The organism is Leptospira ainazelensis (genome assembly GCF_016918785.1).
In the GTDB taxonomy this organism is placed as follows: domain Bacteria; phylum Spirochaetota; class Leptospiria; order Leptospirales; family Leptospiraceae; genus Leptospira; species Leptospira ainazelensis.
In genome coordinates this window covers 91,627-113,189 of record NZ_JAFFPT010000071.1, presented here as the reverse complement: position 1 = coordinate 113,189, position 21,563 = coordinate 91,627, and the positions used below count along the sequence as shown (strand labels likewise).

Here is a 21,563-nt window from a genome sequence, read left to right as displayed (position 1 = left end):
TCCGCCGACAAAGCAGGCTTTCAATTCCTTTCCTAAGACCCAAGTTTTAAAAAAGAATTCAAAATTGATTGGAAATATTTTCCCGTTTCCCGCAGTCTTGTCCGCCGTGCCAAAAATATTCAGCCAACAATCACAATTGAAACTGAACGAATCGGGGAATCAGATTCTTTCTTGGATTTGGAAACATCCGGAGAGCGGTAAAAATCTCGAGATCATCGCCGGATACGATCCTGCGGAACGCTTTTTTAGTTCCGGCTCGTATTTGATGTATCCTTGGGTCAATCGTCATTCTTCCGATCACATAACGCTTGGTGAAGAATTTATTTCCTTAAAAGACTTGGGATCCAAAGACAATAAAGGTTACCCTTCACACGGTCTTGCGTATTCTTGGAGACGAAGCGTTCTCGATCGTACGGATCATTCGGTTTTTTTGGAATTGATTCCGGACGAATCTCTCTCGCTTACACCTTTGGGTAAGATCCGAGTCCGGGAAGAATATTCTTTGCATACGGTTTCCAACGAAGAGATTTTGACTCTAAGAACCTTTTTTCAAAATGAGAATTTGGTGCCTTTCCGTTTTTGTTACGGTTATCATCCTTATTTTCGAATCAATTCTCAACCACCTTTGGCGCAACTTAGGTCTAACATCAAGAAACAGATTCCTTTACAAGAAGATTTGATTCCGGTCTATCCGATCTACGGAGTCGAGACGAATGTATTCGAGTTGGAACAAATACCAACTCTGGATTCCTTATTTTTTGACGAAGAGCCGAATGTAGTATTGCAGGTTCGAAACGAGTCGTATCAAGTTTCAATTCATTCGTATGCAAACGTTTCGAATGAGATCCCACTTTCTTATATGCAAATCTACACAGACTTTTCCGGAAATCGGATCGCGATCGAACCTATGAGCGCTCCGGGGAACGCGGTTTTACACGGTTTTTCTTTGACGACCTTGCTGCCCGAAGAAGAAAAGAGCGGTTGTTTTCAGATTCGGCTTTCTCCGTTGTAAAACTTTTGACGACGTCCTATCTTGGAACGAAGGAAAAAACCTTATGTTCGCATTCTTCTTGACAGAAAGGGGTCGATTTTCAGTCTAAACAAACAGGAAACCAGACACAAATGAGCAAACCCTTAATCGTTCAGAGTGATAAAACTATGCTTTTGGAGGTCGATAACCCCGAGTTTGAGGCCTGTCAGACCATTGTTTCCAAATTTGCAGAACTAGAAAAAAGCCCGGAATACCTCCATACTTATAGAATTTCACCACTTTCTCTTTGGAACGCCGCTTCCATAAAGATGTCTGCGGATGAAATCGTAGAATGTCTCGAAAAATTCTCCCGGTATTCGGTTCCGAAAAATATCGTGAACGAAATCCGCGAACAGATCAGCCGTTACGGAAAGGTAAAACTTGTCAAAGAAGAATCCGGTGAACTCGCGATCATCTCGAATGAAAAAGGATTTCTCCAAGAGATCGGAAATCATAGAGCTGTACAACCGTTTATCGAGTCTACTTTTCCGGATAAGATCTATATCAAAAAAGAATACCGCGGTCATATCAAACAAGCCCTTATCAAAATCGGTTTTCCTGTGGAAGACCTCGCAGGCTACGACGAAGGAAATAAATACGGATTCAATCTCAGAGCCGATAGCATCAGCGGAAAAAAATTCGGAATGCGCGATTACCAAAGAGCCTGTGTGGAAGTGTTCCACGCCGGAGGAGGTAACGAAGGCGGCTCCGGTGTCGTAGTTCTTCCTTGCGGAGCCGGGAAAACCATCGTAGGAATCGGAGTGATGCAGATCGTCGGAGCCGAAACTCTGATTCTGGTTACCAACACACTTTCGATCCGCCAGTGGAGAAACGAAATTCTAGATAAGACCGACATTCCTCCGGAAGACATCGGAGAGTATTCCGGTGAAGTCAAAGAGATTCGTCCGATTACGATTGCGACATACAATATTCTCACCCATAGAAAGAAGAAGGGAGGGGATTTTACCCACTTTCATCTTTTCAGCGCGAACAACTGGGGATTGATCGTCTATGACGAGGTCCACTTACTTCCCGCTCCCGTTTTCCGTATGACTTCGGAACTCCAAGCCAAAAGAAGACTCGGTTTGACCGCGACCTTGGTTCGAGAAGACGGTCTGGAAGAAGACGTATTCTCGCTTATCGGACCAAAAAAATACGACGTTCCTTGGAAGGAACTCGAGAGTAAGTCTTGGATCGCGGAAGCAAAGTGTAAGGAAATCCGAGTGAATATGGACGACGACCTTCGTTTGAAATACTCCATCGCGGACGATCGCGAAAAATTCAGACTCGCTTCGGAAAATCCGGAGAAGATGAAGGCGATCGAACTCATCATGAAAAAACATTCCGAGTCTCATTTGCTCGTGATCGGACAATACATCAATCAGCTGGAAGAAATATCAAAGAAATTTAATATTCCTTTGATTACCGGAAAAACTCCGCTTCCGGAAAGACAGACTTTGTATGATGCGTTCCGTTCGGGACAGATCAAATCTCTCGTGGTAAGTAAGGTGGCGAACTTCTCCATCGACTTACCGGATGCGAATATCGCGATTCAGGTTTCCGGAACCTTCGGTTCTAGACAGGAAGAAGCGCAGAGATTGGGACGAATCCTAAGACCTAAAGGACACGACAATACCGCCGTATTCTATTCTTTGATTTCAAGAGACACAAACGAAGAAAGATTCGGACAAAACCGTCAGTTGTTTCTTACGGAACAAGGATACGAATACGAAATTTATACTCTGGATCAATTCAGAGAAGCTCAAGAAGAATTGGCTCAGCTTCAACTGAACAACGCCTGATTCTTTTCGACAAAACCGATCGGCAAGAGTTGTTATTAAAGTAAGAAACACCAAAAAGAGGAACAGCATGGATCTCAGCGCAAAAAGGCTGAACGTCATCGAGCCCTCTCCTACACTCGTGATCACCGCGAAAGCGAACGAGCTGAAAAAAAAAGGAGAGGACATTGTAAGTTTCGGAGCCGGAGAGCCGGATTTCGAAACTCCGTCCCATATCAAAGAAGCCGCAAAAAAGGCGATCGATAAGGGAATGACGCGTTATACGGCTGTTTCCGGAACGGTGGAACTCAAAGAAGCGATCGTAAAAAAATTCAAAAGAGACAACGGTCTTGATTACGAAAAGAATCAGATCATCGTCGGAACCGGCGGAAAACAAGTCATTTATAACTACTTTCTCGCCACCTTAAACGCAGGAGACGAGGTAATTATCCCCGCCCCGTATTGGGTGAGTTATGCGGACATCGTTCGTCTCGCGGAAGGGGTTCCGGTTATCGTTCAAACGACTCCTGAAAACAATTTTCAGATCTCTCCGGAGCAGTTGAAAAAAACGATCACTCCAAAGACAAAATGTCTGATTCTAAACTCTCCTTCTAATCCGACGGGAGCCGGTTATTCCAGAAAGGATCTGGAAGCGATCGGAGAAGTGGTTCTTAGTAGCGGAATCCACGTTATGAGCGACGATATCTACGAAAAGATCGTCTACGATGGTTTTGTGTTTTCGAATCTTGCGATGCTTTCTCCCGAACTCAAAAAACAAACCTTTGTCATCAACGGTGTTTCGAAAACCTATTCCATGACGGGTTGGAGAATCGGCTACGGCGCCGGAGATAGCAGCGTCGTAAAAAACATGGAAACGATTCAGAGTCAGTCGACTTCCAATCCTTCTTCCATTTCGCAAGCAGCGGCGGAGGCGGCTATCGGCGGGGATCAGGCTTGTGTGGAAGAAATGAGAAAGGCTTTCGAACAAAGAAGAAATAGCATCGTATCACTTTTAAACTCGATTCCCGGCGTTCAATGTAAAAATCCGCAAGGAGCCTTTTACGTATTTCCATATCTGAACGACGTCTACAAAACCCCCGGTTTTGAAAGGCTTCGGAAAGAATCGTCGGAAACGTCCTTGAGTAAACTTTTCTGCAGCGTTCTATTAGAAAAGTATAAAGTAGCTGCGGTTCCGGGAATTGCTTTTGGAGAAGATAACGCACTGAGACTTTCTTATCCGATGAGCGAGGTAGATATCAAACGGGGCGTGGAAAGAATCGCGGAAATGATAAGGGATTTGAGCAAGTAATCGATGAGACGGATCATCCTGATCCTCGCCTTTTTTACCGCGAATCCGTATCTTTGGGGAGGAGATTGGTTGGTTCTCAAGCCGAACGCTCCTCTCTATTTATTCCCGGATAAACAATCGGAAATTTTGAGAAGACTCGGATTCGGAGAAATCGTCCAGAGTAAAAACGAAAAGGAAAAACAAAGCGAGAAAAATTTTCGTTTTGTTTCCGACGGGACAGGACTGAGCGGTTGGGCCTCTACGCAGTCCCTATTTAACGTTCAGGAAAAGGGCGGTTATAGAATTGTCCTTCGTTCCATCGATCGTATGTTGTATTCCCCGAATACCGGTCTCACAGAACTCGAATCCGTATATCAATATCTGAGTTCTCTCGAGGACAACGGAGTTTATCACGGAGACGAATATCTTTACTTAAAAATAAGAAGAGCCGTTGTTCTTCAGAGAATATTAGAGATTTTGCAGGAAGGCGACGGCAAAAAAAAGGAAACAAAACTTCTCGATTACCTTTCCAAAAATCCGGGAGAAATCATTCCCGGAGAAAGAGGAAAACCTTCCAAGATCAATCCTGAGGTTTTCTGGAAAATCGGAGAAGAGTTTAGAGATACGGGACCGGGCGACTTTGCAGCCTTCCTAGGAGTGAAGTATTCCGAAGAAACGATCTGTAAAAAAGATATATTCTGTTATTTAAACGACGAAAAAAAAAGAAAGATCCGTTATCTCCAACTCCAACCAAACGGTAATTATGCGACTGTTTTTGCGGGTCAGGTTTCGAAACGTTTGGAAACTCTGACAAAAGATCCAGAAACCGTAGACTGCGGAAAAGATCCGGCAAAAAAGGAAATTTTTGAATCGTTTCGAAAGGATCTGCAAAGTTTACCGTATCGATACGGAAAAAAATATCACCAATTCTTAAAAGTGATTCAGAAAGAATGTCTGCAGTAGATCTGAACTCCCGTAAAATCCAATTCAACAAAGAAAAATATTCCACTCCGATCTGCGGGCCGATTTTGATTTTACACGGACTTTTCGGTTCTTCCAAAAACTGGCCGACGGTCGGAGATTTCCTAAGCCGATATTCCGACGTTTATCTGCTTGATCTTCGCAATCACGGAGATTCTCCGCACGCGGACGAACATTCTCTCGCTTCGATGGTCGAGGACGTTGAGGTTTGGATTCGTAAGAATGGAATCGTGGACCCGGTATTTCTCGGTCATTCGATGGGGGGACTTGTAACGATGGGATTTGCGTTGAAAAATCCTGAAGTTCCGTCTTTTCTTTTTGTCCAAGACATTGTTCCAAAGGATTATCCTCTGCGTTACGATCTCGAATTCGCTTGTTTACGAACCGACGTTTCCCAATTCAAAACGAGACAGGAAATCGACGCGGCCCTTGCCAAAATTCTTCCCAACGCCTTTATCCGAAATTTTTTGGAAATGAACTTGGAAAGAATGGAATCGGGCGGTTATCGATGGAAGTTAAACGTAGAGGGAATAGAAGGTTCGCCCCGTTTGCTCCAGGACTTTTTTCAAAAATTCACTGAAAACCCTTTTCCAAAAAAGGCTAACTTTCTTATCGGCGGCGCTTCCGAATATTTTTTAGAGGAAGACATTCCGGTGGCAAAAAAATTCTTTCCGAATTCTAAATTCTATAGAATCCCGAACGGAGATCATTATATTCATTTTACAAAGGCAGCGGAATATAAAAGAATCTTAGAATCTATTTTGGAACAGAAAGACGATTCTGAATTTTTAGTAAAATAAATCCGAACAGAAGACAGGTTCCGATTCCAAAGGGAACCAAATACGTAAATCCGAATCCGGTCCATTTCCCAAAGATCAAAGTAAGGATCGGAGTCAAGACGATCGAAAAAGCAGCATAACTATCTTTTAAATCTTGCATATAAGAAAATGCTGAAATTCTTCCGGTCAAAAAGACGGCGATGATCGGACCTACCGTGTAGGACGCGATGGAAAGTCCCAATTCCACCAAACCCGTTTTTCCCGTCGTCAGAAAGAGGGGAAGCAGGGAACTTAACAACAAGACAAGGCCCCAAAAAAGACTCAAGGTCGCAGGACCGTATTTCGAAATTCCCAAATCCACTTTGGTCGTAAGGGAAAGGGAATTGATCGAACTCGACAACGTGGACATCGCGGAGGCGAGGATGGCGGCGAGTAAAAAACCGGTGATCGGTGAAGGGACTTCTTCTAAGATAAACTTCGAAAAAACCTTATCCTTGGGAAGATTTTCTCCCGCATAATAAAAGTATAATAGAACACCGATACCTAAAAATAAGACGAACTGGAAAAATACAAAAATACCCGAAGAAATCATCGCCTTCTTTGCATCCGGTTCCGATCTACACGCCAAAACTCTTTGGACAAACATCTGATCGACCCCGTGAGTTCCTAACGTCAAAAGAATTCCGCCGAGGATCGCCGTCGGAAAAAAATACGCCGAGGAAAAGTCGCTCCACTCGAAAACCTTGAGTTTGCCGATCGTGGAAGCCGTTTGAAATACATTCAAAAAATCGAATCCTTTTTGGGAAAGGAGATATCCTAAGTAGAAAAAGGCAAAAATTCCGCCTCCGACATAGATCACAAATTGAATCGAATCCACCCAAACTACGGAACGAAATCCACCCTGAACCGTATAAAGAATCGTAATTCCTGAAATCAGAAGTAAACTTAGAATTTCGATTTCTTGAGTTCCTAAACGGATCAGACCGTATTGCCGGAAAAACACTTCGAGTAAGATGGCGACGGGAATCGCAGAAGCATACATTCTTACTCCGTCTCCTAAAATTCTCGTGAGTTTAAAAAGATAAGTTACGGTCTTTTGCGAAATTTTTCCGTATTTCATCCCGACCCATTCGTAAACTGAAATAAATCCGGATTGATAATACATGGGAATAAAAAGTTGCGCGACGAGGATTCTTCCTAGAACAAAACCCAAACCCAAACCGAGGAAGGTGAGATTTCCCGAATAACTCAGTCCGGGAATGTTTAAAAAAGTAAGCGTCGAAGTTTCTGTCGCAACGATGGAAAAGCTGAGTGGAATCCAGGAAAGTTCTCTTCCTGCGAGAAAGTAGTTGGAAGAATCCTTATCTTTTTTTCGGGAAGTAAACCAACCTGAAAATAAAACGAGAATGACGTATGATAAAAGTACAAATAGGTCTGCGATTCCAAAGTGCATAATCAGGCAGAATTCACTCTTGTTTTACGCGGAAAACTCTTTTTCGCAAAGAATTGTTTTCCGTATTTCTTTCCTTGGACCAAGCTGTTTTTTAATCAAAAGACTTAAAAAACTGAATTCCAATCCGTTCGAAACTAAAATTCGATCGATCGTTTTTTTCTATAAAAGTTGAATTCTCAAAATCCGAAATTCTAAAACGGAAAAAGCAAATGACGATTTGATTTAGAGAGAAATCGTGGTCCTAATTTTTACGATTCGGTTCCTTCCTGGCGTCGGTTTACATCGTCCAAAGCGGGTTCAAAATCGGAATCAGATGGTTTTGCAAACATGACATCGATCCGACAGTATTCCATTACCGTTCCGGGAACCTCCGCGAATTTAGGACCCGGCTTTGATCTTTTTGGTCTCGCGTTTCGAATCTACAATCGGTTCCAATTTCGTTTTTTTTCGGATGGAGAATTTCATACTTCCGTCAAGGGGATGGAAGTCCTTCCTTTTGATCCGGACGAAGACCTTGTCATTTCCTCGTATCGGTCCTATTTTCAGAGATTTCTTTCGGGACAAAAATTGGTTCCTTATTCTCTCATTATGGATTTGCGTCTTCCGATGAAGGGCGGTTTAGGCTCGAGCGCAAGCGCGGCTGTGGCGGGAGTTTGTGCGGCCAGATTTGCTCACAAAAATTTTTATCCGGAGATTCCGCTTCCGAATGAAAACGAATTTTTATTTCACCTCGCTCAGATAGAAGGTCATCCCGACAATACGATCCCCGCTTATTTAGGCGGATTTGTCTTTGCCTATTTTAACGGAGAACGATTGGAGTTTGTAAAAAAGAAATTTCCTAAACGAGTTCGTTGTTTTTTGCTCGTTCCGGATTTGGAAACCTCGACTCATCAATCGCGTAAAACGTTGCCGGGAAGTTACACCACGGAAGACGTAATTTTTAACATGAGTCGGGTTGCAACCTGGATGGAATTTTTGGATTCAGGAAATATGGAATTGTTGAAGTTGGCTTTGGAGGATCGGGTTCACACTCCGTATCGAATGCATTCCGAATTCGAACTCAATCCTCTTTTGGAAAAAATCAAGAAGAATCTTATCGGATATTCCCTTTCGGGAAGCGGGCCTTCGGTTCTTCTTTTTTGCGAACGTAAAAAAGCGGGCAGGGTAGAACAGATTTTGAAAGAGAAAGTCGCGGAGTTTTGCGACCTGACTCATTTCGGTTGTCAGATTCTTTCCCTAAAAGTGGAAGAAAACGGAATTTCGGAATCCGAAAAGAATATTAAGATTCCTTAAACTTGTTCCTCGTCCTCTTTGTCTTCTCTTTCTTCTTTCCCGAACGTATACAATCCCTTTTTGATCGGAGTTCTTCGGTTGAGTCCCGGATGAATTCGGGAAACGGTAAAGATAAATCTCATTCTTTCTTTACCGAAATTATTGATAAAGAATTCGGAGGACAGACTGATTTCAAAATACTGAGTCATCCTTTCCTTATTGACTTTATCCGAAATTCTAAAATCGGCCTTTTTACCGATCACTTCGTAACTATCCAGTTTCTCCGTGGATTCCATTCGGGAAAATGTGGGCATCGCGGGAGGTTTGAAAAGAACGGGAGCGTTTCTCATGATTTGAATTTCGTAGTCTTCCGATTCTTTCGCCTTTTTGAAATTGAAGACGAGGTGATCGTCGGAAATCGAGTTGCAAAAAGTCCGTATTTCTCCGGTCTTTTGTCCCACGCTAAACCGAACGTTTCTCTGACTTTCGGATACTACGAGAACAAAACGGTCTCCTTCTTCCGGAGGAGTTCCGGCGCCTGCGTTTTGTTTTTTCAAGGCCGGATAAATGATTTCTTGAAAGAATAAAAGGGATAGACCTGCGAACGCGGCCAGACCGACGAGCATTAAAAAAATGTCTAAACCTACGGTGTAGATGAGTCCGAGAGTGAAAAACAAAATCCCTCTATCGTCTTACATCGATTTTGTGAACGGACGAATCGTCGCTCATTCTGGAACGAACCATCATAGAGAGCAGATTTTTCATCTGCTCCGGACTGATCACCTGATTCATTCTTTCTTCAAAGGAAACCGGAGAAGGTTTCATTACGAGTTCTTCGGGTTTGATTTCATTCTTTTCGGTATTTGGCGCCGGAAACGAGTTTGGATTCGATTCTTTTTCCAGGATGATCGGTTCTTTGTTTCCTTCTTTTACAGGCTGGGCCCAGGAAAACGAAAAAGGTTGGATCGTCATTCCAGTTACATTCATAAACCCGTACCTCCTTTTGGATCTCTGTTCGCTTTTTTGCGAAAGAAAGTCTCTATGTTCAATATCGGTAATAGGAGATTCACTTTAGGGTTTTTTCGAAAAATTTTCCTTGCATACCCAAATTTGCTCAAAAACGGAAGCTCGGGTCCATCCGGATTGGATTTCAATCCTTCGAGGGGAACCTTCCGAATTTATCGTTTGCCAGCTTATCGGAGGTTTCTAACCTGGCTAGTAGGGAAACCAAGTCTCGATTCTATGAGACCATCGGGGGAAATATTTCCATGCAAGACATAATTGCCAAACTCAAAGCCAAAGAATCCAGACCGCTCTTGGTGATCACTGCACTTTTCTTACTCTATATCGCGGTCACGTCTCCTTTGGTGGTTTCTTACTTTTCTCCGGACGGTGTAGCCGAAATCAACGGAAAAAATTATACGATTAAGGATGTGGAAAAAGAGAATGCGAGACTCGCTCGTAAATTCTATTCCGAAACCAATGATCGTTTGTATCGTGTACTTTCCGAATTTGCGAGCAAAAAGGTCGTCGCGTTAGCGGCAAAGGAACGTAACGTTTCGGAAAAGGATCTGATGGAACCTTCCGTGCAGGAACCGACGCTTGCGGAAATGCGCGCGATCTATGATCAGTATAAAAATTCTCCCGCTCTCAAGGGGAAATCCTTTGATGCGGTAAAAGCCGAAATTCAAAATCATCTCCTTTCTCAAAAAAAGGAAGAAGCTCGAAATTCTGTCTTTGGCGAACTTCGCAATCAATATAAGATTTCGGTAAAGGTAAAAGAACTTCCTCCTATGAGAGACGATTCGATTCTTACGGGTAACAATCCGTCTCTGGGTCCGGAAAAAGCAAAGGTTACGATCATCGAGTTTTCGGATTTTGAATGTCCTTATTGTAAACGAAGCCAGGATGTAAATTCCCAACTCAGAGCGAAGTATAAGGACCAAATTCGCTGGGTTTTTAGGGACTACCCTCTATCCTTTCACCCGAATGCAATGTTTGCCCATATCGCAGCGAACTGCTCCGCTCCCCAAGGAAAGTATTGGGAATTCTTCAATGTTCTTTTTGAGAATTCCGGAAATCTTCCAAAAGACCGCGTTTTAGATCTCGCAAGATCCTCCGGCATGGATATGAAAGCCTTTAGCCAGTGTGTGAACGACGCCGCCGTCAGAAAAGAAGTGGAAGCCGATATGGCCGAAGGTGAGAAATACGGAGTCAGCGGAACTCCCGCATTCTTTATCAACGGAATTATGGTGGAAGGCGCTCAACCTTTGGAAGCGTTTACCAAAGTGATCGATCAAGAACTTAAAAATTAAAATTAAAAACTTAGGAGTCGGCCAAATATGAGTAAGACAGTGAAAGTAGCTGTTACAGGCGCTGCAGGACAAATCGGATATTCTCTACTTTTTAGAATCGCTTCCGGACAAATGTTCGGAGCCGATACTGCGGTGGAAATTCAAATGCTCGAATTGGAAGCTGCGGTCCCTGCGGCAAAAGGTGTAATCATGGAATTGGAGGACTGCGCGTTTCCTCTTCTCCAAAAAGTGACCGTGTCTTCGGATTTGGACGTCGCTTTCAAAGATATCAACTGGGCCTTGCTCGTAGGATCCGTTCCTAGAAAAGCCGGAATGGAAAGAGGAGATCTCCTCAAAATCAACGGTGGAATTTTTGTAAATCAAGGAAAAGCGATCGAAAAGAACGCGGCGAGCGACGTAAGAGTTCTCGTAGTCGGAAACCCTTGTAATACAAACTGTTTGATCGCTATGAACAACGCAAAGGGTGTTCCGGGAGATCGTTGGTTTGCGATGACAAAACTGGATGAGAACAGAGCAAAATCGCAGTTAGCCGGCAAAGCGGGAGTTCCCGTAAAAGAAGTCACTCATCTCGGAATCTGGGGAAACCATTCTTCCACACAATATCCTGATTTTTATAATGCAAAGATTTCCGGTAAACCGGTAACCGATGTGATTTCCGATCACGATTGGCTCAAAGGCGATTTTATCAAAAACGTTCAACAGAGAGGAGCGGAGATCATCAAAGCAAGAGGAGCTTCTTCCGCTGCGAGCGCGGCTAACGGAGTCGTAGACACCGTTCGTGGAATCATCAATCCTACCGCGCCTGGGGACGCATTCTCCGCCGCGATCGTTTCCGACGGATCATACGGAGCTGAAAAAGGTCTGATCTTCGGGTTTCCTTTGAAGTCCGACGGAAAAAAAGTGGAGATCATACAAGGTCTCCCTTTAAACGACTTTGCAAAAGAGAAATTCAAAATCACTCATGACGAACTCGTTTCCGAAAGAAATGAAGTAAAGGAAATGCTCTAAACTTTAGTCGAAGAGGCTTTCAGAATCTGAATCCATCCACATTCATTCAGAAAGCCTCTGGCGTTCTGGAATCCTTAAAAAAGGATTTCTTATATCGCACCCTGGAAGTTCCTTTTGGGGTCGATTTCTCTTCCAACGATTATCTCTCCCTCACAAAACATCCAAAACTGATCGCAAGTCTAAAAGAAGGTTTGGACCTCTATGGAGCCGGTTCCGGCGCTTCTCGTTTGGTCAGCGGTCATAGGGAAAGTTTTGATCGGGTCGAAACGGCCGTTTCCGAATGGACCGGAACTCAAAGCTCCTTGTTTGTGGCAAACGGTTACGCGGCCAATCTCGGGCTTCTTTCGTGTATAGCCAACGCAAAGACCGAGATCTTTACGGACCGTCTCAATCACGCTTCGATTTTGGACGGTGTTCGTCTTTCCGGAGCCGAAAAAACATATTACAAACATCTAAACTTAGATCATCTGGAAGAATTGCTCCGCAAGTCGAGGTTGAAGGAAAGGATCATCGTTTCGGAAACAGTTTTTAGCATGGATGGTGATTTGGCTCCGATTGAAGATCTTGTTTTTTTAAAAAACAAATACGAGGCGATCCTCGTTCTCGATGACGCACATTCCATCGGAGTTTTTGGAAAGCAGGGTTGCGGAAGAGTCGCACAAGTTCTCGGAAAAGATAGAATCCACGAGGTCGATTTTATCACTTATACGAGCGGAAAGGCCCTCGGGTTAGAAGGGGCTTGGATCGGAACTTCGAAAATCGGAAGAGAGTTTTTGATCAACAAGATGAGGACGTTTATTTTTTCCACGGCGCCTATGCCCTCGATCGCACACGCCATTCCGACTTCGATCGGGCTTTTAAAAACGATGGATCGGGAAAGGGAGAATCTTTTTCAAAAGTCAAACCGCCTCCGCGCATTGATCCAAACCAAAAATTATCCGATGACAAATTCGGAATCCCAGATCATTCCGATTCTTTTTCCTTCGGAAGAATCGGTATTAGACGTCGCAGCTCGTTGTAGAGAAAACGGTCTTTACGTAAAGGCGATTCGACCGCCGACCGTGTCCGCTCCTCGGTTGAGAATCTGTGTTCATTCCGATACAACCGATTCTGCATTAGAAAAATTGATTTCACTGTTGCCGGTTTTCTGATGTCGGTTTTTATTTCAGCAACGGGGACGGATGTGGGAAAAACGCTCTTGAGTTCTTTGATTCTTACGAAATATGGAGAATCTCTGGGACTCAAGTATTTCAAACCGATTCAGACCGGAGACGACAGCGATCGCGCCTCTGTGATGTATCTCAGCGGTCTGCATGAAAGCAGATTTTTAAAAAATTATTATTCCTTTGCTTTTGCGGGTTCTCCTCATTACGCCTCAGAACTCGAAGGAATTGAAATCGATACCGACGAATTGGCGAGACATCTTTTTAGCATCCGAGAAGAGAATCTCGTAGTGGAAGGAGCCGGCGGTCTTTTGGTTCCATTGACTCGAAAGACTCTGGCGATCGAAGTCATTCGGCAATCCGAAATTCCTTTGATCTTAACCGCGCCCGTTTCTTTGGGTTCGATCAATCACACTCTACTTTCTTTGGAAGCGATTCAAAATCGAAAAATAGATCTCAAAGGAATTTACTTTATAGGAACTCCCGATAAGACAACCGAAGACAATATAAGAACGATCTTAGAATGGAGCGGGGTTCCGCTATTAGGATTTTTCTTTTTAAACTCTAAGGAAAGAATGAGCCGAGAACAGTTTCAGAAAGAATGCGGACAAAGATTTGATCCTGATTTTATTTTGAGGGATGCGATTTTATGATCTGGTATCCTTTTACTCTTCAATATGAACCTGAAATCCCGCTCAAAATCGTAAGAGCGGAAAAGGAATTTCTCTATGACGAAGCAGGAAATTCCTATGTCGACGCGGTTTCGTCCTGGTGGGTCAGTATCCACGGACACAATCATCCCAAAATCATCCAAGCGATGAAGGATCAACTCGATCGTCTCGATCACGTTTTACTCGCGGGTTTTACTCATGATCCCGCCGAAAATCTCGCGAGTGAACTTCTCAAAATCACGGAAGGATTGTTCCACAAAGTTCTTTATTCAGATAACGGATCGACTGCGGTCGAGATTATGATCAAACTCGCGTATCAGTATTTTCAAAATCAGGGAGAATCCGAAAGAAACATATTCCTAAAATGGAATGTTTCGTATCACGGAGATACGATCGGGACGATGAGCGTGGGAGGGGATTCCGTCTTTAATCGGGTTTTTGCAGGTTTATTTTTTCCGACTCAGGAATTTACGAGTCCGAATTGTAGCTTTTGTCCGGTGGGAAAAAAACCGGATTCTTGCAAAACGGAATGTGCGGATGCTATCGAAACCTTTTTTAAAAAAAATCCGAAACGTGTCGCCGGAATCGTCATCGAACCTTTGATTCTCGGATCCGGAGGAATGATCTTTTACAAAGAAGAGGTTTTACAACGTCTGGAAAGAATTTCTAAAGAATATGGAGCCCTTCTTTTGGTCGACGAGGTCTTTACCGGTTTCGGAAGAACCGGATTCTTCTTTGCGTATCAAAGGGCAAAAATAAAACCCGATCTCATCGCGACGGCAAAGGGACTTAGCGGCGGAGCGGCTCCGATCGCGGCGACTCTGGTTTCGAAAAAGATACATTCAATTTTTGTAATTCCTGAACCGGAAAAGGCGTTTTATCACGGACATACAATGACCGGAAATCCTATTGCCTGTGCGGCCGCGCTCGCTTCCACAAAACTGATGTACGAAGAAAATCGTTTGGACCAAGTGGCCTTACTTGAAGTGAAGTTGAAAAAAGGACTTGAAACCGTTCGGAAAGAATTTGCAGATTTGATCCGCGACGTTCGAGTTCTGGGAGCCGTCGGAGTTTTAGAATTGGAGGTCGGTGAACAAAGCGGCTATACGTATCCTGGAAACAAAGTTCTGAAAAAAAAGTTTCTTGAGAAAGGTGTGGTTCTAAGACCTCTTGGAAACGTGGTCTATATCGCTCCTCCTTATGGAATCTCGGACGATTCTTTGGAAAAGATTTTTCGGGTTATACGCGAGACCTTAGCCGAAATTTATTCAGGGAAATGACTTTTCAAGAAAACTCCCACCCTCGAATCTGTCTGAAGAATGTCTGCAACACTCAATACCGCCGAAAAAATATTCTCTGAAGCTCCGAGCATGATTACAAAGGAAGAGGCTCTGGAAATTCTCGATGGAAGACTTCCGTTGACAACCTGTTTGGACAGAGCGTTTCAAGAAAGAAACCGATATTACGGAAACAAGGTTCGAATTCATATCTTAGATAATATCAAAAACGGACATTGTCCGGAAGACTGCGGATACTGTGCTCAAAGAAAAAACGCCAATTCCGGGGTTCAGGAATACCCAATGAAATCCGAAACCGAAATTTATGAGGACGCGGTGAAGGCAAAGGAGAATGGGGCCTACCGTTTTTGTATGGTTACTTCGGGAACAGGACCGAATCGGCCGACCACCGAAAAACTCGCCTCGACAATTCGTAAAATCACCGACGAACTCGGAATGAAGGTTTGTCTTTCAGCCGGTTTGTTAGACGAGGACAAGGCTCAACTTTTGAAGGCAGCCGGTCTTGATCGTTACAATCACAATCTCAATACCTCTCAAAATCATTATCCTGAAATTTGCGATACTCATACGTATGAACAAAGGGCGGAAACCTTAGGTTCGGTTTCCAAAGCTGGAATCGGAATGTGCAGCGGGGTGATCGTCGGAATGGGGGAAACTTTTCGTGACCTCGTGGATGTTGCTTTTGAACTCAAGTCTTTTCGAGTGATTTCAATTCCGGTGAATTTTTTCATTCCGGTCAAAGGACACGCGATCAAAAATCCAAACGTTTTGAGTCCTGAACTTTGTGTAAGAATTCTTTGTCTTTTCCGTTTGGTGAATCCGGATTCTGAAATCCGGATCGCCGCAGGAAGAGAAGGGCATCTCAGAAGTTTGTCGGCCACGGCTCTTTTTGCGGCTAATTCCTTGTTTTCGTCGGGATATTTGAACGTAAAAGGATCCGACATGGTGGAAACGATCGGAATGATTCGAGACGCCGGTTTTATCCCGGAACTCGCTGACGGGGGGATACTTCCGGAAGATTCCGAAATGGAAGCTCTTTATTCCGAAAAAAATTTCCCGGAATTGTATAAATTTAAGAAATTGTAAGGGCTTTTAAAACCTCTAAAAAAAGGGGTTTCCGGCATTTTTTAAGCTTTCCTCGCAACTTTTTTTTGTTAAATTGAGTCTGAAGACAGTGTGGATTGTTAAGTACCCTCCCCAAATTTGGCGATCCAAGTAGTGAAAGAGATTTTTCGAGAGAAATATCACTTTTGCACGAAGCTAAATAGAAATTTTAGTTTTATAAGACAAGAATACGTTATGCGCTTTGTTGTTGAAAAAAACTGAAGTCAAAAATTTGAAAAATGATTTGGAAATGTCGGAGTTCGAGATTATTCTTTTTAAAAAAAATTGGAAAGAGTAAGTTCATTTTTTTTAGAATCGGTTTGAAAGCCTGAATCCATCTAAAAATCTGGCATTACTGGAGTTAATGGATGAAATATAAAATAGAAATCAATAAACTGAAGAACGGTTACATAGAAGCTAAGCTGATTGATACTGCTTCCAACAATCCGATCGAGTTTAGAATTTGTGATTCTGAAGATTATCTCCAAGCTCAGATTGCAGATTGGCACAAACGTTTTCATATGAAAGAGCCACAGGAACAGTGATAGATCTTTGATCAGGTTTCTCTTTACTTTTTCTTTGCTTTTTGTTTTTGTTTCCTGTTCAGTTCTGATTAAAAAATCATACACAGACTACTCCAGTTCTGACTTCGAATGTTGGTCTGGAGCCGGTTACCGATCCTCCGAAAAATTCCAACAATACTATACTCTCTGGAACACGATGCGCGGAATTTATCGCGAGGAAAACCAGAGGATCGAAACCGCCAATATAGTATTTGTCGGAAATTCTTTGATTCAATTGTTTCCGAGCGATCTGATGGCGAAAGAATTTCCCGGAGCTCTCAATCGAGGAATCGGCGGCGACCTCACGGAACTCCTTTTGCAACGTATCGAAGAGGACGTTCTTTCCTTAAATCCAAAGGTTATCGTTTTGGAAATCGGCGGCAACGATCTGATTCAGGGAAAGTGTTTGAACGACATTGAAACGAATCTTGCAAAAATTTTAGAAAAAATCTACCAAAAAGATCCAAATCTAAAAGTGATCATACTTGGAATTCCTCCGGTTCGAACACAAAGTATCAACAACGTATCTCCCGTGCTCAATCTGACTTGGATCTCGATATCCCAAGGATATAAGAACGCCGTATTCCTGGACAATTGGCAGTGGCTCCGAGAAAAAGAAAGACCGGCTTTGAGACGCGAATTTTGGCTCGAAAAAGATAAGATCCATCTGAATGAAAACGCGTATAAAATCTGGGTCCAAAAATTAAAACCGCTTCTGACACCGTATCTGTAATAGTTGTATCACCTTGCTCTTAATTCTCACTCAAAATCCGGAAGAAATTCGTAAAGAACTCCTTTTAGAAACTGGGAGTTTTGACTTCCTATCCCAAGATGACAATTTATCTTTATCGTCCGCAAGGATTCGAACGACCGGGTCTTGGAATTGTATCGAATGGAAAATTTCGAAAAAACTCGAACCGAAAGAGCTTATGGAACTTCGAGAAAAATTTGCAAAAAAGAATTCGGATCTTTTGCAAGTGGATCGCTTGCTCGATTCTAAAAAGAAAAGTTTGTTCGCTTTCGATATGGACTCCACTCTCATCCAACAGGAAGTGATCGACGAACTCGCCAGGCTTGCGGGAGTTTACGATCAGGTGGCTTCCGTCACAAAGGAAGCGATGGAAGGAAATCTGGACTTTCACGAAGCGCTCAAAAAAAGATGTCTTTATCTCAAAGGACTTCCGACTTCGATTTTCGAAGAATTGTATCCAAATCTTACTCTGAATGTCGGAGTAGAAAAACTTCTTCTCGGTCTTAATGAAAAAGAAAGTAGAACTGCAGTTTTTTCTGGCGGTTTTACGGACATCCTCGAGACGTTTCAAAAGGAACATAGAATCGGAGAAGTCCGTGCAAACGTATTAGAAAAAGAGAATGGAGTTCTTACCGGCTTTGTCTCAGGAGAGATCGTGGACAAGATCAAGAAGTGTAAATTCTTAAAAGAAATTCGGGATCGGGAAAAAATCGATTCTTCGCAAGTTGTTGCGGTCGGGGACGGAGCTAACGACGCTCTTATGTTAAACGAAGCCGGGATCGGAATCGGTTTTCACGCAAAAGACGGTTTGAAAAAGCTGATCACCAACTGGGTCGATTTTGCGCCGATGGACGTTTTGTTATTTTTGTTTTCTTAATTTTTTCTGAAAGTCTTCCAAAGCTTTTAAGGCTTCGATCGGAGTCATCTCTTCCAATTTCAGTTTCAGAATCGATTCTTCCGTTTCGGAACGAACTTCCTTTTTTTCGGTTTCGACGAACAACATCGGCTGTGCTTCTTGGATCCGAATCTCTTTCTTTTTGGATTCGAGTTCTATGAGAAGTTCCGCCGCACGTTTTACGATCGGTTCGGGAACTCCGGCGATCTTCGCGACGTAGATCCCGAAGGACTTCTTGGCTTTTCCCGCACGAACCTTTCGTAAGAATAGGACTTTGTCTTCCTTCTCCAATGTTTCCAGATACAGATTGAAGATCCCGCTCAATCGGGAAAGTTCAGTGAGTTCGTGATAGTGGGTGGCAAAGATTGTCTTTGGTTTGATCGAAAGAGAAGAAAGATATTCTAAGATCGCCCATGCGATGCTCATCCCGTCGTATGTGGAAGTGCCTCGGCCGACCTCGTCAAAAAGGATCAAGGAATCTTCGGTGCAGTGATTTAAGATGTTCGCGGTTTCTTTCATCTCCACGTAGAATGTGGATTCTCCGGCGGTTAGATTGTCCCCCGCGCCGATTCGAGTAAAAAGTTTGTCCACGATCGAAAGCCTCGCAGACTTTGCAGGGACAAAGGCTCCCATTTGAAAGAGAATCTGATTGAGCGCGATCTGTCTCATAAAAGTCGACTTACCGGCCATGTTCGGTCCCGTAAGAACCGCGATCGCCTTGTCCTGCGTATCCAGATAAAGAGAATTGGGAGTAAACTCCTGACCGGGCGGAAGAGTCGCTTCCACAACCGGATGTTTGGAATCTACGAGATCCAAAGAACGATCCTCCGAAAGTTGAGGACGAATCCAACCGAATTTGTCCTTTGCCGTCAGCGTTGAGATCTGAAAATCCAAATCGCCGATTTCTTCCGAAAGTTCCAAAAGAAAGGAGGAATACTTGAGAACTTCCTCGACCATAAGATTGAATTCGGCTCTTTCGATTTCCTGAATGATTTCGTCCGCTTCGAGGATGGTTCTTTCGATTTCTTCGAGCTTTGGAGTCGTAAAACGTTCACTACCGACTAACGTCTGTTTTTTGAGATAATCTTTCGGTGCTTGTTCGGCTTGAACGCGGGAGATTTCTATAAAATATCCAACGATCTTATTATAACGAATCTTTAATGTGTTTAAACCGGTCCTTTTTTTCTCTTCGGTTTCCAATTCTAAGATCCAGTCCTTTCCCTTAACTCCGGCCTCTCTCGCCTTGTCCAGTTTCGGGGAGAATCCCGAGCGTAAAAACGGGCCGTTTCCTAAAATGACGGGGAGGTCGTCGTTCGGATTCAGTTTGGAATCGATAAACTGAGAGAGGGAATTTAATTTTTCAATCGGGATCAAAAACGGATAGGAGAGGGTTTCCAATTCTTTCTTTAAGCGAGTTCCGGTTGCGATCGAACTTGCGATTGTCCTGAAATCTCTCGGATACGCGTGATTTCCCCGAAATCGAGTGAGAATTCTTTCCAGATCTCCGATGTCTTTTAGAGCGGAAACAAAGGGGGCCAAAACGGTCTTTAAAAGAATGTCCTGTTTTTCCCAGCGAGCATAGAGAATCAGAGGATCACATTCGGGAAACAAAATTCTTTGTTTGAGAAGTCTTTTGCCTTTTGCAGTATTGCAAAAATTGAATATAGAATAGAGAGTATGGTTTTTTTCCTTCTCATTCTCCACAAGTTCTAAGTTGAGAATGGTTTCCCGATCCATTTCCAAAAACTTACCGGAGCTCAAAATACGGGGTTCTCGAAGAACGAGTTTGTTGTCCCGATATGTTTCGCGGATATATTCGTTTAAATAGAGCGAAAGAATGTGAAACGGGTCCTTATCGCTGATTTCGGCTTGGTCCGGCAATAGAGTAAATTCACGATTCTTAAAGTATTCGAGATCCTTAAAAAAGGTAACTTCGGTTTTTGGAACGCAGATTTCGGAAGGACGAAATTTTTCGAGTTCGGCGATGAGTCGTTCCAAACCCGTAATCGAAGCCGAAGAATAAAACAATTCCCCCGTGGAAAAGTCGGCCATGGCAAAATAAATCAGGCTTTTTTTGAGATGTAAAACCGCGAGATAGTTATTCTGATAACCGGAAAGCAGATTTTCCTCGATGACCGTTCCCGGGGTAATGATACGAACCACGTCTCGGGTCATGAGTTTGGAACTCGGATCGTCCGATTTGGTCTGTTCGCAGATCGCGATTTTTTTTCCTGCGCTCAAAAGTCTCGAAATATAATTGTCCTTGGAATGATACGGAATCCCGCACATAGGAACCGCATTCTGTCGTTTGGTGAGAGCGATGTCTAAGATGGAAGAAGCTACTTTTGCGTCCTCCAAAAACATCTCGTAAAAATCTCCCATTCGAAAGAAAAGAATCGTATCCGGAAAATCCTTTTTGATCGCGAGAAATTGTTTCATCATCGGAGTGTTGAGCGCATCGGCGAGATCACTCCAGTATTCCGCGGAGGTTCCTGTGGTTTCTAAACTCATAAGACTGACTTTGCGTTCCTGATAAAATCGATTATTTTTTGCGGGTCTTTTTGCCCGGGTGAAGATTCCACTCCGCTTGCGACGTCGACTCCGAAAGGTTTTACTCTTTCAATCGCCGAGGCTACGTTTTCCGGATTGAGACCTCCGGCGAGTAGAAACTTTCTTGTGATTTGAGACACGAAGTCCCAGTTAAAACTTTCTCCGGTTCCTCCGCCCACGCCTTTGGAGTAACTATCCAGGATCAAAAATTCTCCCGGAACGGAATTCAAATCCTCGTCTACAATTTGTTTGTCGACACGATACGAGCAGATCTGGTTTTCTCCGAGAAGTTCGATTCGATAGATGGACGCAAGCGCCGGATCGTCCCAAACCCACTGAACGTAATCGTGCGTAAGCATGTTTCGAATCGATCGAATTTCTTCGGGAGAATTTTTGTAAAAGAGTAATACGATTTTCGGTGAATCCTTTTGGGTCCGATAGAATTGAATGATGTCTTTTGCAGTCGCGATCTCTATCTTTCTCGGGCTGGAAGGGGCGAAATTAAGGCCGACAAAATCGGCGCCTTCTTCTTTGCAAATTTTTGCGATTTCAAGATCTCGGATTCCGCAGATCTTGACCTTTGGTTTTTGAGCGAAATTCGGTTTCATGAATCTGGTTTTTCCAGTTTGGGAGAGGGGTTTCTTTAGATCACGTACTTTAACAC

At 43.4% G+C, this 21,563-nt stretch carries 20 protein-coding genes; 15 read left to right on the top strand and 5 right to left on the bottom strand.

The features are described from left to right. The first annotated feature begins 106 nt into the window (after positions 1–106). From JWG44_RS16275 to JWG44_RS16255, 5 genes are all read left to right on the top strand, one after another. Entirely contained in the window at positions 107–1,012 is a 906-nt protein-coding gene (locus JWG44_RS16275; RefSeq protein ID WP_205276142.1) for an aldose epimerase family protein, read from the top strand. Positions 1,013–1,122: 110 nt separating this feature from the next. After that, on the top strand, positions 1,123–2,832 hold the full coding sequence (locus JWG44_RS16270; RefSeq protein ID WP_205276055.1) for a DNA repair helicase XPB: 1,710 nt from the start codon (positions 1,123–1,125) through the stop codon (positions 2,830–2,832). Positions 2,833–2,899: 67 nt separating this feature from the next. Further along, on the top strand, positions 2,900–4,117 hold the full coding sequence (locus tag JWG44_RS16265) for a pyridoxal phosphate-dependent aminotransferase (protein WP_205276054.1): 1,218 nt from the start codon (positions 2,900–2,902) through the stop codon (positions 4,115–4,117). 3 nt (positions 4,118–4,120) lie between these two features. Then, positions 4,121–5,059, top strand: a complete 939-nt coding sequence (locus JWG44_RS16260) for a hypothetical protein (protein WP_205276053.1) — start codon at positions 4,121–4,123, stop codon at positions 5,057–5,059. Continuing rightward, positions 5,047–5,877 carry an alpha/beta fold hydrolase gene (locus JWG44_RS16255; protein WP_205276052.1) on the top strand — a complete coding sequence of 277 codons (831 nt, stop codon included), beginning with the start codon at positions 5,047–5,049 and terminating at the stop codon, positions 5,875–5,877. The genes JWG44_RS16260 and JWG44_RS16255 overlap by 13 nt, the downstream gene beginning before the upstream one ends. Here JWG44_RS16255 and JWG44_RS16250 read toward each other — a convergent pair. Continuing rightward, the gene (locus JWG44_RS16250; RefSeq protein ID WP_205276051.1) at positions 5,834–7,309 is read right to left on the bottom strand and encodes a sodium:solute symporter family transporter; all 1,476 of its coding nucleotides are present in this window, start codon (positions 7,307–7,309) and stop codon (positions 5,834–5,836) included. The genes JWG44_RS16255 and JWG44_RS16250 overlap by 44 nt on opposite strands. A gap of 327 nt (positions 7,310–7,636) precedes the next feature. On the opposite strand from JWG44_RS16250, the gene thrB reads away from it, so the two are divergent. After that, on the top strand, positions 7,637–8,602 hold the full coding sequence (thrB, locus tag JWG44_RS16245) for a homoserine kinase (RefSeq protein ID WP_205276050.1): 966 nt from the start codon (positions 7,637–7,639) through the stop codon (positions 8,600–8,602). Here the strand turns inward: thrB and JWG44_RS16240 are convergent. After that, positions 8,599–9,207, bottom strand: coding sequence for a hypothetical protein (locus tag JWG44_RS16240; protein ID WP_205276141.1), 609 nt, complete (start codon positions 9,205–9,207; stop codon positions 8,599–8,601). The two genes, thrB and JWG44_RS16240, sit on opposite strands and share 4 nt — an antisense overlap. A 58-nt stretch (positions 9,208–9,265) precedes the next feature. Then, entirely contained in the window at positions 9,266–9,568 is a 303-nt protein-coding gene (locus JWG44_RS16235; protein ID WP_205276049.1) for a hypothetical protein, read from the bottom strand. Positions 9,569–9,849: 281 nt separating this feature from the next. Between JWG44_RS16235 and JWG44_RS16230 the strand changes: the two genes are divergently transcribed. The 9 genes from JWG44_RS16230 to serB all read left to right on the top strand — a co-directional run bounded on the left by JWG44_RS16230 (position 9,850) and on the right by serB (position 18,331). Beyond that, entirely contained in the window at positions 9,850–10,896 is a 1,047-nt protein-coding gene (locus JWG44_RS16230) for a DsbA family protein (RefSeq protein ID WP_205276048.1), read from the top strand. A 27-nt stretch (positions 10,897–10,923) separates the two neighbouring features. Continuing rightward, on the top strand, positions 10,924–11,904 hold the full coding sequence (locus JWG44_RS16225) for a malate dehydrogenase (RefSeq protein WP_205276047.1): 981 nt from the start codon (positions 10,924–10,926) through the stop codon (positions 11,902–11,904). Between the two features lie 26 nt (positions 11,905–11,930). Continuing rightward, positions 11,931–13,055: an aminotransferase class I/II-fold pyridoxal phosphate-dependent enzyme gene (locus tag JWG44_RS16220; RefSeq protein ID WP_232371694.1), complete on the top strand. Its 1,125-nt coding sequence runs from the start codon at positions 11,931–11,933 to the stop codon at positions 13,053–13,055. After that, on the top strand, positions 13,055–13,720 hold the full coding sequence (gene bioD, locus JWG44_RS16215) for a dethiobiotin synthase (protein WP_205276046.1): 666 nt from the start codon (positions 13,055–13,057) through the stop codon (positions 13,718–13,720). Before JWG44_RS16220 ends, bioD begins: the two co-directional genes overlap by 1 nt. Beyond that, positions 13,717–15,018, top strand: a complete 1,302-nt coding sequence (gene bioA / locus JWG44_RS16210; RefSeq protein WP_205276045.1) for an adenosylmethionine--8-amino-7-oxononanoate transaminase — start codon at positions 13,717–13,719, stop codon at positions 15,016–15,018. The genes bioD and bioA overlap by 4 nt, the downstream gene beginning before the upstream one ends. Before the next feature lie 39 nt (positions 15,019–15,057). Then, positions 15,058–16,122: a biotin synthase BioB gene (bioB, locus tag JWG44_RS16205; protein ID WP_205276044.1), complete on the top strand. Its 1,065-nt coding sequence runs from the start codon at positions 15,058–15,060 to the stop codon at positions 16,120–16,122. A gap of 386 nt (positions 16,123–16,508) precedes the next feature. Beyond that, on the top strand, positions 16,509–16,685 hold the full coding sequence (locus JWG44_RS16200; RefSeq protein WP_000875511.1) for a hypothetical protein: 177 nt from the start codon (positions 16,509–16,511) through the stop codon (positions 16,683–16,685). A 7-nt stretch (positions 16,686–16,692) separates the two neighbouring features. After that, the gene (locus tag JWG44_RS16195; protein ID WP_205276043.1) at positions 16,693–17,436 is read left to right on the top strand and encodes a GDSL-type esterase/lipase family protein; all 744 of its coding nucleotides are present in this window, start codon (positions 16,693–16,695) and stop codon (positions 17,434–17,436) included. A gap of 13 nt (positions 17,437–17,449) precedes the next feature. After that, on the top strand, positions 17,450–18,331 hold the full coding sequence (serB, locus tag JWG44_RS16190) for a phosphoserine phosphatase SerB (protein ID WP_205276042.1): 882 nt from the start codon (positions 17,450–17,452) through the stop codon (positions 18,329–18,331). Here the strand turns inward: serB and mutS are convergent. Both mutS and JWG44_RS16180 read right to left on the bottom strand, forming a co-directional pair. Next, positions 18,314–20,860 (bottom strand): DNA mismatch repair protein MutS, encoded by a 2,547-nt coding sequence (mutS, locus tag JWG44_RS16185; protein ID WP_205276041.1) that lies wholly within the window; start codon positions 20,858–20,860, stop codon positions 18,314–18,316. The genes serB and mutS overlap by 18 nt on opposite strands. Beyond that, complete coding sequence (locus JWG44_RS16180; RefSeq protein WP_205276040.1) at positions 20,857–21,507, bottom strand: phosphoribosylanthranilate isomerase; 651 nt, start codon at positions 21,505–21,507, stop codon at positions 20,857–20,859. The genes mutS and JWG44_RS16180 overlap by 4 nt, the downstream gene beginning before the upstream one ends. Positions 21,508–21,563 lie beyond the last annotated feature (56 nt).

Excerpts from the sequence above, each read along its gene's own strand:
- JWG44_RS16250 (WP_205276051.1), bottom strand. The coding sequence starts at position 7,309 with ATGCACTTTGGAATCGCAGACCTATTTGTACTTTTATCATACGTCATT.
- JWG44_RS16230 (WP_205276048.1), top strand. The coding sequence starts at position 9,850 with ATGCAAGACATAATTGCCAAACTCAAAGCCAAAGAATCCAGACCGCTC.
- mutS (WP_205276041.1), bottom strand. The coding sequence starts at position 20,860 with ATGAGTTTAGAAACCACAGGAACCTCCGCGGAATACTGGAGTGATCTC.
- JWG44_RS16260 (WP_205276053.1), top strand. The coding sequence starts at position 4,121 with ATGAGACGGATCATCCTGATCCTCGCCTTTTTTACCGCGAATCCGTAT.
- bioA (WP_205276045.1), top strand. The coding sequence starts at position 13,717 with ATGATCTGGTATCCTTTTACTCTTCAATATGAACCTGAAATCCCGCTC.
- JWG44_RS16265 (WP_205276054.1), top strand. The coding sequence starts at position 2,900 with ATGGATCTCAGCGCAAAAAGGCTGAACGTCATCGAGCCCTCTCCTACA.
- JWG44_RS16225 (WP_205276047.1), top strand. The coding sequence starts at position 10,924 with ATGAGTAAGACAGTGAAAGTAGCTGTTACAGGCGCTGCAGGACAAATC.
- JWG44_RS16235 (WP_205276049.1), bottom strand. The coding sequence starts at position 9,568 with ATGAATGTAACTGGAATGACGATCCAACCTTTTTCGTTTTCCTGGGCC.
- bioD (WP_205276046.1), top strand. The coding sequence starts at position 13,055 with ATGTCGGTTTTTATTTCAGCAACGGGGACGGATGTGGGAAAAACGCTC.
- JWG44_RS16200 (WP_000875511.1), top strand. The coding sequence starts at position 16,509 with ATGAAATATAAAATAGAAATCAATAAACTGAAGAACGGTTACATAGAA.
- JWG44_RS16180 (WP_205276040.1), bottom strand. The coding sequence starts at position 21,507 with ATGAAACCGAATTTCGCTCAAAAACCAAAGGTCAAGATCTGCGGAATC.
- JWG44_RS16255 (WP_205276052.1), top strand. The coding sequence starts at position 5,047 with ATGTCTGCAGTAGATCTGAACTCCCGTAAAATCCAATTCAACAAAGAA.
- bioB (WP_205276044.1), top strand. The coding sequence starts at position 15,058 with ATGTCTGCAACACTCAATACCGCCGAAAAAATATTCTCTGAAGCTCCG.
- JWG44_RS16270 (WP_205276055.1), top strand. The coding sequence starts at position 1,123 with ATGAGCAAACCCTTAATCGTTCAGAGTGATAAAACTATGCTTTTGGAG.
- JWG44_RS16240 (WP_205276141.1), bottom strand. The coding sequence starts at position 9,207 with ATGCTCGTCGGTCTGGCCGCGTTCGCAGGTCTATCCCTTTTATTCTTT.
- thrB (WP_205276050.1), top strand. The coding sequence starts at position 7,637 with ATGACATCGATCCGACAGTATTCCATTACCGTTCCGGGAACCTCCGCG.